This is a genomic window from Cupriavidus sp. 05T41 (assembly GCF_056396525.1).
Genome location: NZ_JBFTLQ010000067.1, coordinates 1 through 17,288, shown reverse-complemented (window position 1 = coordinate 17,288; position 17,288 = coordinate 1). Strand labels below are relative to the sequence as shown.

At 58.6% G+C, this 17,288-nt stretch carries 12 protein-coding genes and 2 pseudogenes; 7 read left to right on the top strand and 7 right to left on the bottom strand.

The features are described from left to right. Positions 1–344: 344 nt before the first annotated feature. The 4 genes from AC1DKV_RS29985 to AC1DKV_RS29970 are packed head-to-tail and all read right to left on the bottom strand — an operon-like array spanning position 345 to position 5,231. A complete protein-coding gene (locus AC1DKV_RS29985) occupies positions 345–1,532 on the bottom strand; it encodes a CaiB/BaiF CoA transferase family protein (RefSeq protein WP_441622609.1) in 1,188 nt (395 codons plus the stop codon). Positions 1,533–1,553: 21 nt separating this feature from the next. Next, positions 1,554–2,384 (bottom strand): enoyl-CoA hydratase/isomerase family protein, encoded by an 831-nt coding sequence (locus AC1DKV_RS29980; protein ID WP_441622607.1) that lies wholly within the window; start codon positions 2,382–2,384, stop codon positions 1,554–1,556. 59 nt (positions 2,385–2,443) lie between these two features. Further along, a complete protein-coding gene (locus AC1DKV_RS29975; protein ID WP_441622605.1) occupies positions 2,444–3,229 on the bottom strand; it encodes an SDR family oxidoreductase in 786 nt (261 codons plus the stop codon). A 58-nt stretch (positions 3,230–3,287) separates the two neighbouring features. Then, positions 3,288–5,231 carry an AMP-binding protein gene (locus AC1DKV_RS29970; protein ID WP_441622603.1) on the bottom strand — a complete coding sequence of 648 codons (1,944 nt, stop codon included), beginning with the start codon at positions 5,229–5,231 and terminating at the stop codon, positions 3,288–3,290. A gap of 830 nt (positions 5,232–6,061) precedes the next feature. On the opposite strand from AC1DKV_RS29970, the gene AC1DKV_RS29965 reads away from it, so the two are divergent. The 4 genes and pseudogenes from AC1DKV_RS29965 to AC1DKV_RS29950 all read left to right on the top strand — a co-directional run bounded on the left by AC1DKV_RS29965 (position 6,062) and on the right by AC1DKV_RS29950 (position 10,664). Next, positions 6,062–7,348, top strand: coding sequence for an acetyl-CoA hydrolase/transferase family protein (locus AC1DKV_RS29965; RefSeq protein WP_441622601.1), 1,287 nt, complete (start codon positions 6,062–6,064; stop codon positions 7,346–7,348). Further along, complete coding sequence (locus AC1DKV_RS29960) at positions 7,345–8,541, top strand: acetyl-CoA C-acetyltransferase (protein ID WP_441622599.1); 1,197 nt, start codon at positions 7,345–7,347, stop codon at positions 8,539–8,541. Before AC1DKV_RS29965 ends, AC1DKV_RS29960 begins: the two co-directional genes overlap by 4 nt. Before the next feature lie 143 nt (positions 8,542–8,684). Next, positions 8,685–8,875: pseudogene (locus AC1DKV_RS29955) on the top strand (FAD-binding protein); the annotation flags it as partial. Between the two features lie 118 nt (positions 8,876–8,993). Next, positions 8,994–10,664, top strand: a complete 1,671-nt coding sequence (locus AC1DKV_RS29950; RefSeq protein ID WP_441622597.1) for an MFS transporter — start codon at positions 8,994–8,996, stop codon at positions 10,662–10,664. Positions 10,665–10,770: 106 nt separating this feature from the next. Here the strand turns inward: AC1DKV_RS29950 and AC1DKV_RS29945 are convergent. Beyond that, positions 10,771–10,925: pseudogene (locus tag AC1DKV_RS29945) on the bottom strand (IS256 family transposase); the annotation flags it as partial. A 137-nt stretch (positions 10,926–11,062) separates the two neighbouring features. Further along, positions 11,063–12,439 (bottom strand): pyridoxal phosphate-dependent decarboxylase family protein, encoded by a 1,377-nt coding sequence (locus AC1DKV_RS29940; RefSeq protein WP_441622595.1) that lies wholly within the window; start codon positions 12,437–12,439, stop codon positions 11,063–11,065. A gap of 846 nt (positions 12,440–13,285) precedes the next feature. Between AC1DKV_RS29940 and AC1DKV_RS29935 the strand changes: the two genes are divergently transcribed. Continuing rightward, on the top strand, positions 13,286–13,618 hold the full coding sequence (locus AC1DKV_RS29935) for a hypothetical protein (protein ID WP_441622593.1): 333 nt from the start codon (positions 13,286–13,288) through the stop codon (positions 13,616–13,618). 31 nt (positions 13,619–13,649) lie between these two features. Here AC1DKV_RS29935 and AC1DKV_RS29930 read toward each other — a convergent pair whose 3' ends face one another. Continuing rightward, entirely contained in the window at positions 13,650–14,237 is a 588-nt protein-coding gene (locus AC1DKV_RS29930) for a TetR/AcrR family transcriptional regulator (RefSeq protein ID WP_441622591.1), read from the bottom strand. A gap of 991 nt (positions 14,238–15,228) precedes the next feature. Between AC1DKV_RS29930 and AC1DKV_RS29925 the strand changes: the two genes are divergently transcribed. Further along, positions 15,229–16,845, top strand: a complete 1,617-nt coding sequence (locus AC1DKV_RS29925) for an HAL/PAL/TAL family ammonia-lyase (protein ID WP_441622589.1) — start codon at positions 15,229–15,231, stop codon at positions 16,843–16,845. A 33-nt stretch (positions 16,846–16,878) separates the two neighbouring features. Next, positions 16,879–17,288: GntR family transcriptional regulator (locus AC1DKV_RS29920; RefSeq protein WP_441643572.1), on the top strand; the 410-nt coding region annotated here is incomplete at its 3' end.

The window sequence follows — 17,288 nt, the reverse complement described above, 5'->3', positions numbered from 1 at the left end:
ACATTAGAGGGGCGGAACCGTGTCTTTCGTGTCGCGGAGCATTGCAGTTGATTTATGGCACCGGATTAGTGAAGCTGAGTTTCGCCCGCGTCTAAGCAAGGGAATATGTGGCCCTCTGGACGGGATGCAGCCAACTTGTGTACTGGGCTGTTTCTCCTAGTGACTTCCTATTCACGACGTCCGGCAACACATGTTCGGCTTGATGCTCCACGTGCATGCGCCCACCGTCCGCGCGGACCTCGAGCGGGCCTCCGTGCTTTCGCGAGCCCCCAACTTTAATGTGACGACTAATGCCTGTGATACACGTCGTCGCCCAATCCGGCCGCCGGAGATTTACGTCAGCATCAGACGACCCCTGAGGCACGGAACGCATCGATCTCCTCCGCCGCGTAGCCGATTTCCCGCAGGACCTCGTCGGTATGCTCGCCAATCGTGGGCGGCCGGGTGTCGATGGCCGGTGGCGTGCGGGAAAGGCGGGCTGGAGGCGAAACGATCGGTACCGGGCCGTGCAACCCCGGGTACTCGATCCAGGTGAACGCACCGGATGCGCGGATTGAGGGGTCCTCGAGCGCCTCGCGCGGTGAATAGACAGGACCGGCAGGGATCTTGGCAGCCTCGAGTTCGGAAAGCGCCGCTTCGCGCGTGCGCGACGCACACCATTCCGACATCATCTTGCTCAACGCGTCGCCATTCTCTCCGCGCAGGAGGTCGTCCGAGAATCGCGGGTCGTTCATCAGATCCGGTGCGCCAACCATGCGCGCCCAGCGTTTGAAGAGGGATTGGCCAATCACCTGCACGATGATCCAGCCGTCTGCGACGCGAAAAATGTCGGACGGGCCGGCGATCGGACTACGATTTCCGGTGGCCTGGCGGTTAATCTGAAGCGTGGCCTCCTCGATGAGCACTCCGCTCGAGAGATTCAGCGCTGTCTGCAACAGGGACGCATCTACCGATTGGCCTTTGCCGCTGCTACGACGTTCATATAGGGCCATGACGGTACCAAGCGCACTCGATAATGCGGTAGAAAAATCAACCACCGGCACCATAGCCTTCGTGGGACTGCCCGGTTGGCCGGAGATATGGACCGCCCCGCTCATCGCCTGGCCGATGCCGTCGAAGCCGACGCGGTGGCTCGCATCATCGTGCGTACCGAATGCCGTCGACGCGGTCAGGATGATATCGGGCTTGACGGCACTGATGGTCGTGTAGTCGAGACCGAGATTTGCGAGCGTATCTGGCGGCATGTTCGCGATCACGACGTCGGCCGTTTTTAGCAGACGCTGCACGATTCCCCGTCCACCGGGGCTGTCGACGTCAAGCGTGAGCGATCGTTTGTTGCGATTGACCTGCAGGAAAAATGCCCCTTCGCCGGTGTCGGTCACCGGCATGACGAAGCGATCTTCGCTACCGCCGACACGGTCAATGCGAATCACATCGGCGCCGAAGTCGGCGAGGAGTGCTGCACAGAAGGGGCCAGCGATATAACGGCCGAAGTCGAGGACGCGAATACCATCAAGTACCTTAGACATCATGTAATTTCCGTTGCCCTGGCGTTAGATCGCAACCTTCTGCGAGAATGCAGGGGCGCGCTTTTCTCGAAACGCCGCAACGCCCTCGATGACCTCGGGCCCGGAGAATCCGAGCATTTCAAGGGCAAGCGAAGCATCGAACGTCGGGCCCGCCTGGCGTAGCCAATTGTTCAGCGCGTATTTCGTCCAGCGAATCGCCGTCGGCGCCCCCTGGGCCAAGCGAGTCGCGATGGAAAGCGCGGTCTCCTGGAGCTCCGACTCGTCCACCGCGACAGACACTAGGCCCATCTGTTCGGCTTTTTCCCCACTAACCGGCTCGCACAACAGCAGGTGATACTTGGCTTTCGCCATACCGCACAATAGCGGCCAGACAATTGCGGCGTGATCACCGGCAGCTACGCCCAAACGCGTGTGTCCATCGACAAGTTTGGCTGTGCGCGCGGCGACGGGAATGTCGGCGAGCAAGGCGGCAACGAGCCCCGCCCCCACCGCGGAGCCCTGGATAGCAGAAACGATCGGCTTGGAACAGTTGACGATGTTGTAAACAAGATCCTTCGCTTCTCGCCAGACACGGGAACGCACTTCGAACGAGTTAATCATCGTTTCGACCATGTCGAAGTCGCCGCCGGCTGAAAAGGAACGTCCGGCGCCGCAAAGCAGTACCGCGCTAACTGTCTCGTCGGCATCGATATCGCGCCAGACGCGCGCGATCTCATCATGCCCGCGCTCATCGAGTGCGTTGAGCTTCTCGGGTCGGTTCAGTGTCACTCGCAGTACACCCGCTGCCGGACGGTCGAAGGCGAGTCGCGTGTAGGCTTTGTAGACAGGGTTGAAGTCGATGCCGTTCTCAGACATTTCATTTCCTTGAAGGATCGCCGTTGGATGCAGGGAGGGCGATCCGGGATGTGATGAAGTTAGCCGACAGATCGGCGAGAAGTAATCCCGCCGTCGACAGTGAAAATCGCGCCGGATGTGTAAGCAGACTTTTCCGAGGCGAGATAGACAAACAGGTCCGCGACTTCGTCGACCGTTGCAGCGCGACCAAGTGGATAGTTCGCGAGCAGTTCGGTATAGCGATCCGCGTCGCCGAGCAGGCGTTGCGCGTGCCCTTTTAGTACCTTGTTGATGCGATCGGTATCAACCGGCCCAGGGTTTACGCCGACCACGCGAATGTTATCGTCGGCGAGACTGCGGCCGCCCAGGGCTCGCGTAAACGCCATCAGTGCCGCATTCCCGGTCGTACCGGCAATGTAGTTGAAGTCGAAGTTCTCACCGCCGTTGCCAATGTTGTTCAATATCACGCCGCCACCTCGGGCCTTCATCACCGGGTACAGTGCGCGAGTCAGGTTGATGTACCCAAATACTTTCAATTCCCATCCCGCGCGCCAACGCTCCTCGTCGACATCCCAGAGGTTGCCTCCTGGAATGGCGCCTGCGTTGTTGACCATGACGTCAGTTGTCTCGCCGAACTGCGCGACTTCGGCCACAGCGCCGGGCAGCGTCATGTCGATCGCGAGGATGTCCGCCTCGACATCATGTTCCGCGGAGACCTTGCTTGCGATCGCGGCAAGCTTTTCCCCCGAACGCGCAACTAGCCGCAAATGGCAGCCTTCCCGGGCGAACGCCCATGCCAGACCTTCGCCAATACCCTGCGAGGCGCCGGTGATCAAGACGGTTTTGTCTTTAAGATTCAGGTTCATCTTCTCTTCCTCCCGGCGCTTTGACACCGAGTCGGTTCGTGAAAAGGCGGATTGCGCGTCAATGCTGCGCAGCGAGACGGATTTCCTCGATTGCAGCCGGATTGTCGAGCGATGACAGATCGCCCGCCGGCTGGTCGGTGTAGATGCTGCGGATGACGCGCCGCATAATCTTTGAACTCCTCGTTTTGGGCAGTTGGGTTACAAGATGCATCTGGCTCGGGCGAAACGGACGGCCCAGCCGCTCATCCACGTGTTGGGCTACATCTCGGCGCAATTTGACCTCGTCGCCATCCCAATATGGCGCCGGGATCAGGAATACGACGAGCTTCTGTCCCTTGACCGGATCGTCGACGCCGATGGCGGCCGCTTCGGACACCGCAGACAGCTCAAGAAGTACTTCCTCGATTTCCGCGGGGCCGACGCGCTTGCCCGCAAGCTTGATCGTGTCGTCGGAGCGACCGAGGAGAAAATAAGTGCCGTCTTCGCGCCTCATGGCGAGATCACCATGGACCCAGATGCCGGGAATTGCGTGCCAGTAGGATTCCAGATAGCGGGCGTCGTCCTGCCAGAACGAGCTAGTCATGCCCACGAAGGGCCGTCGAATCGCGAGTTCGCCCACCGCGCCGACAACAGGGTTGCCGCTTGCGTCGACGACATCGGCCTCGACCGACGGCGAGGCGGTGTTGAATCCGCCCGGACTGATCGGCCGCACCACCACACTCGATAGCAATGCCCCGGATACTTCTGTCCCGCCGGTGTAGTTGATCACAGGCCGATGTCCGCGTCCGAACGCGTGCTGGAACCAGGAGAAGTGCTCGGGATCGATACCCTCGCCGGCCGTGATCAGCAGACGAATCGACGATACATCACCTTGTGTCGCGATCCTTGCATTGGCGGCGAGACCACGAATCAGGGTCGGTGCGGAGCCGAAATGGGTCACGCGGTGACGCTCGATGAGCCGCGACATGCGCGACCAATCGGGAAAATCTGGGGCGCCGTCGTAACACACCAGCGTAGCGCCGCTTAGCAGCGCGCTCGACATGACCAAAGAGCCAGCGATCCACCCCATGTCAGCGGGCCAGCAAAAGACGTCGCCGCGGCGGACATCGAAATGAACGGCGGCGTCGTGAGCGATCTTCAGTGGAAAGCCACCATGGGTATGGACCGCGCCCTTCGGCTTTCCCGTGGTGCCCGATGTGTACACTATCATGAAGGGGTCGACTGGCGACATCCCCGCGGGCTCCGGCGACGGCGGCGCGGCCCTGGCGATGTCCTCCCATGCGACAACCGTCTCGTTGAAGGTGATGTCTTCGCCGGCATGCTTCCAGACAACCGTCTGGATCTCGGGCAATCTGGTCAGTGCTTCGGCAACTAACTTACGCGTATCGACCCATTTCCCCCGGCGGGAGAATCCGGTAGTCGCGATGAGCTTGCTGGTGCCGCACGATGAAAGACGGGACACGATTGCGTCGACGCCAAAGCCGCTGAACAACGGAACAGCAATGGCACCGTGCCAGGCTAAGGCGAGCATCGTGACCGTGGCCTCGACGCCATTCTCCATCAACAGCCCGACCCGATCGCCACGTTCGATGCCAATCAATGCCATGCCTGCGGCAAACGCCGCCACACGTTCCCTCAGTTCAAAAAAAGTTACGCGCTGTACGCTGCCATCCTCGCGCTCTGCAACGACAGCGGGGCGCTGGGCCATCTCGACGTCATCGGCCCACTTGAAGATCGACTTGACCCAGTTTAGGCGCCCCCCTGGAAACCAGTTGGGAAATTCAAGACCATTGGATGAGTCCAGATACGCGTCGTACTTGGTGTCCCACACCACGCCGCAGAAATCCAGCACGGTATCCCAGTAAGCCTCTGGCTGAGCATTGGAGAACGCCAGCAGTTCGTCGTAGCTGTCGAGACCAAGCCGCCGCATCAACGCAGTAACGTTTGACGAGGCAATATCGTCGGCCGTCGGTTGCCATGCATCCCTTAGATAGTCACTCATCGAAAATACACCTACAGAACACAAGATTCATTAAATGGAAAAGGGGCGACTATGCTATGCACCCCTGCCGGCAACGGCGTCTCCGACGCCTCGGCTCAGGGACTGATTCCTGAGATTTTCCCGCACCGCATCGCCGACTCCACGAGGACCACGCTGGCGTTGCCGCAGACGGTCACGCATACGACTTCGTGGCTACTAGCCGTCTTTGACTCGCTCTCGACGAGACCGCCGCACCGGGTCACCTTGTCACCAAAACGCGGGGCGGAAGGAATTGGAATTTGCCCGGGCCCACATACGTCTCGACGCCTCGATAGGGGACAGGATTTGACTACGTTGCCGATGCGCATCTGACTGGGCGTATCTCGTAGTGCAGGATCCTTGTAAACATTTCTCATTGCATGTCTCCGAACGTGGCGGCGCCACGTGTCGACCCGGCGCGTCTTTCAGACCAAAAGTCATTCACGGGCGGTTTCTGTTTTTCATCGTGCGCGACGCCTGATGGCAAGTCAATGTTCTCCCACATTGCGTTCCGTACTTTGAAAACTCTGGATTGAGCTGGGCTAGCCGCTCTGCATTGCCAGGGACCTCGTGTCGGGGCCACGCCATACACAGCGGTTTTTCGAAGTACGGAATGGTTCTTGACTTTGCATTGACGGAGGTATCGACGGACGTCCATTGTGGGAAAAGACAGATCACCCCCCTGTGCCTCGCGATCATTGCATTAGTGCTTCGCAACGCCCTTCTCCGCGAGGTCGACGAGGTCCAGCCCCACTAGCAGGAGACTTTCGCATGACCCAATCGTTACTTGCCCTTAAGCCTACAAAGCTATCATGACGATCGTTGGCGACATCGCGAGCCTGGACTTGGCAGGCTGGGTCCGCCCAGGCGACACCGTCGCCTGGGGGCAGTGCTCTGCGGAGCCCGTGACGCTCACGCGCCTGCTCATGGCACAACGCCACGCAGTAGGTGGGCGTTTCACTGTGTTCATCGGCGCCAGTTGGAGCGACACGCTGCAGCCAGCGTTCGAGGATGTGGTGGACTTCCGCTCATACTGCGGTACAGCTCAGAATCGGCAACTCGCCGAAGCCGGGGTTCTCGACATCTTGCCGGCTCATTATTCATCATTGGAGAAAGTGCTGACTGAAGGTCCGTCAAAGGTGGACGTGCTGCTGTTGCAGGTCGCGCCCCCGGATGCTGACGGCTGCTTCAGCCTGTCCGCGAGTCACGAGTATCTGGTGCCCCTTATCGATTCGGCGCGCGTGGTGATTGCGGAGGTCAATCAGCAGGCGCCATGGACCTACGGTCCACGGAGGTTGGTCAAGACGGACTTCGATCTGCTCGTTGAGTCGTCGCGGGCGTTGCCCGATGCGCCGGCAAGCCGAGCCGGGGACGTCGAGCTGGCGATCGCGTCGCATGTGCAAGGGCTCGTCGATGATGGCGCCACCGTGCAATGTGGCATCGGCGCCTTGCCGGAAACCGTGCTGGCAGCCCTGTCCGGTCATCGCGATATCGGGATTCACAGCGGCGCGATCGGCGACACTGTCGCGGAGCTAATGCGCCGGGGCGTGGTCACCAACGCCCGCAAAACGATCGACTTCGGCGTAACAATTGCCGGCACGATCATGGGCTCAGCGGACATTCATCGGTTTGCGCACCGCAATCGCGCTATCCAGTTCCGCGCCACGAGCTATACGCACGACATTCGCGTGCTCGAATCGATTGACCGGTTTGTGGCGATCAATGCGGCCATCGAAGTCGACATAAGCGGACAGGTCAACGCGGAAGTCGCGGGCGGACGGTATCTCGGCGCCGTCGGCGGCGCCATGGACTTCCTGCGTGGGGCGCGGCGTTCGCGTGGCGGCCTGCCGATCGTGGTACTGCCGTCGCGTGCTGGCCGGCATGCCCGGATCGTACCCAGGATTGCGGGACCGGTTAGCACGCCGCGCAGCGACGCCGCAATCATCGTGACCGAGTACGGCGTCGCTGACCTACGTGCGCTCACTCTTGCACAACGTATCGACGCGATGATCGCGATCGCGCATCCGGAGGATCGCGACGAACTTGCGCGCGCCACAGTGCCGGGCGCGCGGAAACCCACATTCAAGGAGATTTCATGAGACGAGCTGCCATTGTGGCACCCGTGCGCACCCCCGTCGGCACATTCGGCGGCAGTTTGCGCGGGGTTCCGGTTGAAGCGCTGACGAGTACCGTCATCCAGGCGGTACTAGCGCGCTCTGGCATTGATCCGGCGCGCATTGACGACGTGGTGTTTGCGCAATCGTATGCCAACAGCGAAACGCCTTGCATCGGCCGCTGGGCCGCATTGCACGCCGGGCTGCCGATCGCGGTGCCGGGCATGCAACTCGACCGACGCTGTGGAGGCGGCCTGCAGTCCATCGTTACTGCCGCGATGATGGTTCAGAGTGGAGCCGCCGATGTCGTTCTCGCAGGTGGAGTCGAGAGCATGAGCAATATCGAGTACTACTCGACCGACATGCGCTGGGGCAAACGCTCCGGTTCGGCGCGCCTGCTCGACCGGCTCGAACGTGGACGAGAGCGTTCGCAGCCTGAGGAGCGCTTCGGCTACATCTCCGGAATGCTAGAAACAGCCGAGAACCTCGCGCGCGAGTACGGCATTTCCCGGGAAGAAGCCGATGGGTTCGCCGCCCGGAGCCACGCGCGTGCGGCGGACGCCTGGGAGAGTGGGCGGTTCGACGATGAGGTCGTACCGGTCTCAATCCCGCAAAAGAAGGGTGACGAGTTGCTGTTTGCGCGTGACGAAGGTATCAGGCCCGGGACCACTGTGGAGTCGCTTTCCAAGCTGCGCCCGATCAGCAACGGTGGAACTGTGACGGCCGGAAACGCGAGCCAGCAGAACGATGCCTCAGCCGCGTGTCTCATCGTCGCCGAGGACAAGCTCGACGAACTTGAACTGTCGCCGATGGGGTACCTGGTCGGCTGGGCTGCGGCAGGGTGCGAGCCTTCGCAAATGGGCATTGGTCCCGTGCCTGCAGTTCAACGCCTGTTTGCGCGCACCGGATTCTCGTTTGATCGGATCGATCTTGTCGAACTCAACGAGGCGTTCGCCGTTCAGGTGCTCGCGGTCCTCAAGGGGTGGAAATGGAACGATCAAGAGCGGTTGAACGTCAATGGCTCCGGCATTTCGCTCGGCCACCCTATTGCCGCGACTGGGGTGCGCATGCTGGCTACGTTGCTGCATGAGCTGCGCCGCCGCGGAGCACGTTACGGCTTGGAATCAATGTGTATCGGCGGTGGGCAGGGCATGGCAGCAATCTTCGAGGCCGTGTAGAGACGCGTGCCTCTCGAGGTGTGAACAGAGGAGTGAGATTTTGAAAATACATGTCCCAATCAAGCCGGTGGTCGACTCTGATGTAAAGGTCCGCGTGATGGCGGACGGCGTGGGCATCGACCTCGCCAACGTCAAGATGGCGCAAATTCGTCGAAGCGCAGCTTTACGTGGCAGTTGGCATCTCCGGCGCGATCCAGCACCTGGCAGGCATGAGGGGCGCCAAGGCGTTCGTCGCGATCAACAAGGTCCCGATGCGCCCATCTTCTCCGTGGCCGACTATGGCCTCTGCACGGATCTGTTCGAGGTCGTCCCCGACCTAATGGTGCGCCTGTGAAATTTGGTGCATAGCACACGCCGCGCGTCGCGGACGGGCCCTGAGGTTCCATTCAAGTTGTATTTACGGCGCAGAAAAAAGCGCCCTAGCCCACCCTAGATTTTGGAGACAAACAAACATGAGCAATTCCGCAGGTATGGAGGGTAGCCTCGAGCGGACAGGTTCCGAGCCGGCCCCGATGGCACGCGCGATCTGGTCGGCTTCGATCGGGACGGCCTTTGAATGGTATGAGTTCGCGCTATATGGCTCCTTGGCGTCCGTGCTGGCCCAGAAGTTCTTCTCGGGCGTCGACGCCAATACAGCTTTCATTTTTGCATTGCTGACGTTTGCAATCGGCTTCATGATGCGACCTTTGGGCGCACTTATCTTTGGCCGAATTGGCGACAGGATCGGGCGCAAGCGCACATTCGTCGTGACGATAAGCATGATGGGCCTAGCGACCGTCGGCGTAGGGTTGCTTCCGACATATGCAACGATCGGCATCGCCGCCCCGATTGCGTTGATTTGCATGCGCGTGTTTCAGGGGCTCGCGGCGGGCGGTGAATATACGGGCGCACTGACGTATGTTGCCGAGTACTCTACTGGGCGCCAGCGTGGCCTCAATATGTCGTGGACGACTGCATCGACTACCGCTGGCCTACTGATGTCGTTCCTCGTTATCCTGGGTGCCCGGGAGATCTCCGGCAGCGCCTTCGATGTGTGGGGGTGGCGCATACCGTTCGTCGGTTCGATCTTGCTGTTGGCTATTTCGCTCGGCCTTCGTCTGAAGATGAAGGAATCGCCCGCATTTGAGAAGTTGAAGGCCTCGAGAAAACTATCTAAGGCGCCCATCAGGGAAGCGTTTCTCGACCCTGTGAATTTGCGCCGCATCGTCGTAGCCTTCGCGCTCTGTGCAGGCATGACTGCGATGTACTACATGGCGGCCCTGTATCCGACCTACTTTTTGACGCAGACGCTGAAAGTCGATCCCAAGACCGTCAATACCGTGGTGCTGTTGGCGACGGCTGCCTGCCTACCTGTATTCCCCTTGTCGGGATGGATCTGCGATCGCATCGGACGCAAGTACTCGCTGCTCATCGGCTTCATGGTGACCGCGGCGATTGTAATGCCTACTTACAAAGGGCTGGCACATTACGCCAATCCGGCACTCGCTTCAGCGCAGGCGAACGCACCGGTCACTCTGCAGACGAATCTGGACAGCTGCTCACTGATGTTCAATCCGGTTGGCAATCGGAAATTTACGTCACCATGCGACGTCTCAAAACAGCTACTGTCTAGTGCCGGCATCAGTTATTCGCTGGCGGAAGCCCCTGTCGGTGGGGCGACAATGATTCGGGTTGGCAGCGGCATTGTCGAGGCGTACGACGCAGCCGGCCTCTCCGCGGACGAGGCCAAAGTGCGGAGCACGGGCATGTCTACCGACCTGCGAAAGCTCTTAATTGATCAAGGCTATCCAGAGAGAAGCGATCCTTCCGCGTTCAACGGCATCATGGTCTTTCTGCTGTTGGTAATCTTCTTTAGCTTCGCGATTCTGTCAGTGATGACAGTGGGTCCGGCGCTTGTCGAGATGTTCCCGACGCGAATTCGATACACGTCGATGTCGGTCCCGTACAACCTGGCCACGGGCTGGGTTGGAGGATTGCTACCGACCTTCGTCTTTGGGATATCAGCGCAGACCGGCAGCATCTTCTCGGGCCTTTGGTATCCGATCTGCTGGACGATTGTTTCGCTACTGGCTTTGATCTTCTTCAAGGAAACGCGCGACATCGACATCACCGCCCAGGATTGAGAGACTTGGGGCACCTGAGCACGACGCATTCCGGGGCCTGTCAGTTTCTTTGTGCGCAGGACAGTTAAAGGCTCACCATCATTTCGTCCGGTGAGCCAGCATTATCTCAACAATGTGGATGTGTGAACCGTTCCTCGTAGAGGATCCCAAACTGGTTCATGGCAGCCTTCCAGTCATGCGTTGAATTGCCCCACTTCCCGGTGATGTTGCGCAGGGCCAGCCACAGTAGCTGGTCGCCGCCTCATCGCTGGGGACGTTTCCGAAGGGGTAGCGAGACTCCCCATGCGGCGAAAGAACAACGTTGGATTTGACGCGAAGCGGGCGCAATGTGCAGCGTGTCTTTGGCTGCTATGAATGAGGCTGTCCTCTCGCCGCGCCATCCTCTTTGCCCTAAGCCGTCACCCTGGCAGGGAACTCTTCACGGCCCGTACTATGGCTTGAACGCTGAGTTCGACGTCTGCCTCAGTAGTTGCCCAATTCGCAACGCTGATGCGCATTGCGGGGCGGCCTTGCCACAGCGTCCCCCCACACCAGCAGACGCCTTCAGCCTGGAGCGCATTGATCACTGCTCGCGTCGCCTCGGGCGATCCAAAGGATACGAGCACCTGATTAAGCACGACATCATTGAGTATTTCGTATCCGTGGCTCGAAAGACCGTCAGCGAACTGCCGTGCAAGGCTGCAAAATTGTCCAACGAGATCTGAAATGCCGTCGCGACCGAGGTGCAGCAACGCAGCCCATATCTCGACGCCGCGCGCTCGTCTGGAGGATTCCGGTGTGTAGTGGGAGGGTTCACGCCCATCCTCGACGCCCTCTGATAGGTACGCCGCACTCGCTGACATTGCTGCCCGTAGATCCGCTGCGTTTCGAACAAGGACGATGCCACTATCATAAGGAACATTGAGCCACTTATGACCATCCGTCGCCCATGAATCTGCCTCAGCCAAGCCGGCTGTCAACGCACCGAAATCCCGATTCGCAAGTGCCCAGAGACCGAAAGCACCATCAACATGGACCCAGGCACCGAACTCTCTTGCACGACGACAGACTTCCGCCGCCGGATCGAAGTCACCGGTGTTCACGTTACCAGCCTGGATGCAGACAATTGTACGGCTATCGAGCGCCGGCATACTATCGACTTTGAGCCGCCCGCGGCGGTCAGTCGGGACCCGAATAACACGTTCGCGTCCGAGGCCGAGTAACGAAAGCGCCTTTAACACCGTCACATGAACTTCTTCACTAACAACAACGCGGAGTTCGGGCGCGCCATAAATTCCTTTAGCTTCCACGTCCCAACCCAAACGCGAAAGAAGCGCGTGGCGTGCGGATGCCAGCCCGGTAAGGCTGGCCATTGACGCGCCACTGACAAACGCCCCTGCGACTCCTTCTGGCATACCGAACAATTCGCGTAGCCATTGCAACGACACGTCTTCTAGAGTCGCCGCAATCGGAGAAGTCCATCGGAAGCATGCATTCTGGTCCCACGCCGTCGCAAGCCAGTTCGCCGCAACGGTAGCTGGCAAAGCACCGCCTATCACCAGGCCAAAATAACGTCCACCTACGGTGGCGACAGTCGCAGGAGATCCGATCTCATCGAGGCGCCGTAGGACTTCGATCGAGTCAACGCCTTTTTGCGGTAGTGCATGCCTAAGTTCGTCGAGACGGCGTATGGCCTCGGGTGAGGCTATTACCGGCCGACTTTTTACTGACTGCAAATATGATGTAGCTCTTTCACAGGCGGCTTGCAAAACTCTGTATACCGACGAGTCTTCCATAGAAACTCCATATCTTTCCGGTGTACTAGACGCGCGCGTTTGATTCTGGCGCCGTTTTCTGCGCCCCTGGCCTCAACCACCGTTCCGTCGCACTGACATTGGAAAAGCGCTTGAAGAAGGATACGGGAAATACAAGTAGCTACCCGGCAGCGTCCTATCTATTTAATGCTTGCGCCGCGAGCATGTCGGACAAGGCGCAGCAACCAACCCGCACACGACTCCAAGTACTCGTCAGCTTTTCGCCCTGGGTATCGAATGCCTAGTTTGATTGTCAACTCTTGCCCGTTAAACCACGACTCCACTCCCTCCAAGGCTTCGTCATCATCAAGCATGTTTTTCATGTTCTCTGAATGCCTATTATTCTGTATTTGCTCATGACCGGCATGCACAATCTGCTCCTAGAAATCATCGGCCGCCGTTGATGCGGCTTGAGGGAGAGAGGAATACTGTTAGGTGGAATGTCTAGTTCTAGGCTCAGAGTTTGGCGAAACTCTGGCCAGAGGTTGGCGATGCCATATTGCCTAGCCATCTATTGGAATATGTTTTCGCAGGCTATGTACGGCTGCGGTACGAACGAAGCCACGAAAACTGCAGTATCGACCCCAGCACAAAAATACCCAGCCACGCCGCAAGCGCGCCACGTACGATGGGGGACTCGGGACCACTCGCTATGGGATGACTAGCCGGTAGCCGCGTCAGCGTCTCATTGATCCCGGGGACTAACAACAGAAAGAAGCTGAACGTGAATGCGAACTGGGAAAGGTATCGCCGTGCACCACCCAAGAACCCTATCCGCGGAACGAATAGGCCGCCCAATACCGCAATAAGTGCCGCGATACCCAGTGCGTGGCCAACATTGAAGCCGCCTGTACTGGACAAGCCAAACGATGTGAGTACCGAGACCACCATTCCGGTCAAGTAGATCTTGGCGGACTGGGTAGTGCTCTCAATTCTTTGGTATCGGGCGAAGCTATAGAGACCCGCAGCGAAGGTCGCCAAGCTGAGAATGGTGTGACCCGCGCCCAACGCGGAAATGGGATGAGGCATAGGACAATGACTCCTTCTGAAGGTAAAGCCCTGATCGCCGTAACGCTGGCGGCTGGACGAATGCAGGGCGGCAATTATTGTTTCCCAAACAAACAACCGACTAGTTGGTCGATAAAACAACTCAAAAAATGAGCGCCGTAGCGCCCGCCTCCATGAGGGATGCTCAACTCAACGCGCTCAAGCGACCAATTGCCACTCGCGAAATGGCCTGAAACGAGTCCGCGTTGCCCAAGGCCCGTGCGGTCAACATCGCACCGTGTACCGTAGACATAAAGGTCTGAGCCTCGACAAACGCGCTGTCGCACAGCTTGAACTGAGACCTTGCCACCCCACTGTCCAGAACTGTCGCTATCCAAGTCGTCAAGTCGTCGAAATAACCTCTAACCTGATCCACGATCTCTTGCGGGATCATGGGCAATTCTGCGGCGAGCATGGCGCAAATACACATTGTCGATGTGCCATCGCGGATGCATTCCGTCCAATAGTTGACGTAGGCCATCAATCGCGCCAAGGGATCCTCAATATTCCGATCGAGAGCCGCCAATCCTTCCCGAGCCTGCTGGCGGTGTCGCGTGACCACTGTCAACACCAAGTCCGCTTTGCTCGGAAAATGATGATGAATGCTGGGCTTGCCGATGTGCACCAGTTTGGACAGATCCGCATAGCTGAACCCGTGATAGCCGCCTGCGGCGAGCAGTTGCTTAGTGTGCTCTGCAATTTCGGTCGCACGGGGAGACAGATCAGCGCTCATGCCTATTCATTGGAGGGACTCATAACGCAAGAACAATGTTTCATGCGCGCACTTGGTATCTATACAACATCAACCAATCTACTAGTTGGTCGGGTTCGTGTCAATCCTTCGAGCGCAGTTATTGAATGCAGGGATAACGTCGCCCGGCCGCTAGGGCGGCCTTAAGCATCCAGACGCAGAACTGGCGGGATGATCGATCGGTGCGCAGCTGCTCGACCAGTGTAGCCAGGACGGAATTGTCGAGCGATTGCACGGCATACCACAGGCCCACACGTCGCGACACTTCGAAGCCCAGATAGGCCGGATCTCGACACCCGGACGGCCGCGCACCAAGGACTCAGGCGCCACGCAAGCCCCCAATCCTGCGGAGACCAAGTCTATGGCCAAGCATAGTGTTTCCGCGTTCGCCGCGGGCACGCTCGCCGCCGCGCCATAGTAGGGTAAGAGCCGCCGGCGCGTCGGATGATTCGGATAAACGATCCACGGCAAGGCGCAAGCGCCGCAACCCGCAGGGGCCGTCAGTAGATAGGACTCGACGAACAGTTGCAAGAACAGTTCGTCCTCGCAGCGCCCGTCTTCGGTCGACAGGCGGGCGTCTCCCTTGCAGCGATCGAGCAGATTGATGCAAAGCGCTTGCATCGCTTGTCGCGCAAATCAAGGCACAGCGACGCGCCTTCCTACTTCACGCGACAACCTGACAGGCGTGCCGCCCCAGGGTTGTAGCCCCCAACTGAACGCTTGACGGCGCACCACAGCCCGGCGAGTCATCCAAACGCCCCACGCGCCGCCAAAGCTAGTCGCGCTGCTGCATATGGCCTCCCCAATTGCCTGCACCCTGTTCCAGTACGCCTGAGGCGTACATCACTCAAGACCGCTAGCAGCTCCTCCCACCAAGCGGCAACTCGCGTGCATGTGCCCCATGCATCTCTTGACACTCGGTTCTGATGAGTTATTATCTATTATCTATTATCTATCAAATACGGAGCAGCCCATGACCCAAGTGACCGTTACCCTCGACGGCGCCACTCTCACTCCCGACGAAGTGATCGAAATCGCACGCAACCATGCCCGAGTTGAGTTGTCCGCGCACGCCCGGCGAGCACTTCGCACGACACGCGCTCACATTGAGGAGAATTGGCTCAACGATTTCGCTCCCCTGATGTACGCGTTCAATACTGGCGTTGGAAGTCTCAAAAATCGACGTATTGGAAGCGAAGAGATCTCGGAATTTCAGAGGAATCTTGTGCGCTCTCACTCTGCAAGCACTGGGGAGCGCATGCCATCCGAAGTCGTACGGGCCATGATGGCCATGAGGGCCAACGCCTTCGCCAGTAATCACTCAGGTGTTAGAGAGACGATTGTTGATAGGCTGCTCGCGATGCTGAATCACGACATCATCCCCGTCATCGCGGCCAAAGGAAGCGTAGGAGCGAGTGGGGATCTCGCGCCGCTCGCCATCATGAGTGCCGCGCTCATGGGCATGGCTGAGAGCAAGGTCGAGTTCCAAGGCGACGTTATCCCAGCCTCAATCGCTTTCGAACGTGCGGGGTTGGCACCGACCATGGATGTGCACGCAAAGGACGCAACGGCTCTCATCAATGGATCCACAGCTTCCCTAGCCTATGCAGTCTTGGCCGCACACGACGCACGGTCACTATTGACCGACGCCACTATCTCGCTAGGCATGACACTTGAGGCATTGCGCGGAGAACTGTCCTGCTTCGAAGACCGCGTCATGCTGGCTCGACCACATCGTGGTCAACGGCGCGTCGCCGCCGCGATACGCAATGTCGTTTCGGGCAGCGGTCGGTGCACAGAAGCGGCCCGACAAGTTCAGCTCCAGGCCTCCCAGGAAGCTGTGATTGAACCCCGCATTCAAGACGCATATTCCTTACGCTGTGCGCCGCAGGTCTATGGACCTGCGCTAGACGCACTCGATTACATCGATACCATTCTCAAAGCGGAAATGAACAGTGCAACGGACAATCCGTTGATATTTTCCGACCTAAAGGGAGGATACGATGTAGTTTCGGGTGGCCATTTCCATGGCCAATATATTGCGCAAGCAATGGATCTTCTTGCCTTGGCAGTAACTGATGTAGGCGCTATTTGTGACAGGCGGAGTGCCCGCCTCATCGACCCCGCTTGCAATTTTGGCCTACCTACTAACTTGATCGCTCAGCGGGCCGGAATAAACACTGGCTTCTCAGTTGTGCAAAGCATGGGTACGGGTCTTACTCTCGAAAATGTAGGACTATGCAGCCCCGCCAGCACAATTAGTTTGCCAGCAAAGGGAAACACCGAAGATCATGTGAGCAATTCTTGCTTTGCCGCCCGTCGGACTCGGACGGTAATTCAAAATACGCAGGCGATTGTCGCGGCCGAGCTGCTGATCGCCGCACAGGCGTTAGACCTGTCTGAGCCCCGTCTTAATGAATATCCACTTGGAATTGGTACCGCGGTAGCGCTTCAGGCTCTTCGGGAGAAAGTTCCAGCGACACTCGAAGACGACAGATGGGTGTATGACGATTTGGAGGCAATAAAAGCGATGGTGATCGATGGCACGTTTAGAAATGCTGTCGAGTCCGTTTGCGACCTTCTATTTTAATGACACCTTAATTAACCTCAGTGCGAGCTTCAGATGGATGCTTCAACAGATCTGACATTGCAGGAGCGGATTGCAAAGATAGTGGCCGATCGCATCGTCAAGGGTGAATTGATGCCAGGAGAGTGGTTACGCCAAGACACGATCGCACACGAGTTCGCCATCAGTCATGTACCAGTGCGTGAAGCATTTCGTCGACTCGAATCGCAGGGACTCGTGCTCAGCGAACCCCGCAAGGGCGTCAGAGTTGCGCATCTCGACGAAACATCCATCGTGGAAATCACAAGGATGCGAGCAGCATTGGAAACCTTGGCGCTGCGGGTAGCAGTACCGCTTATCAGGGACAGTGATATCGCTGACGCAGCCACAGCAATCGAACGCGGCAACCATGCCTCGGATATCGAGGAATGGGAAAGCTGTAACCGCGCTTTTCACGGAGCATTGAT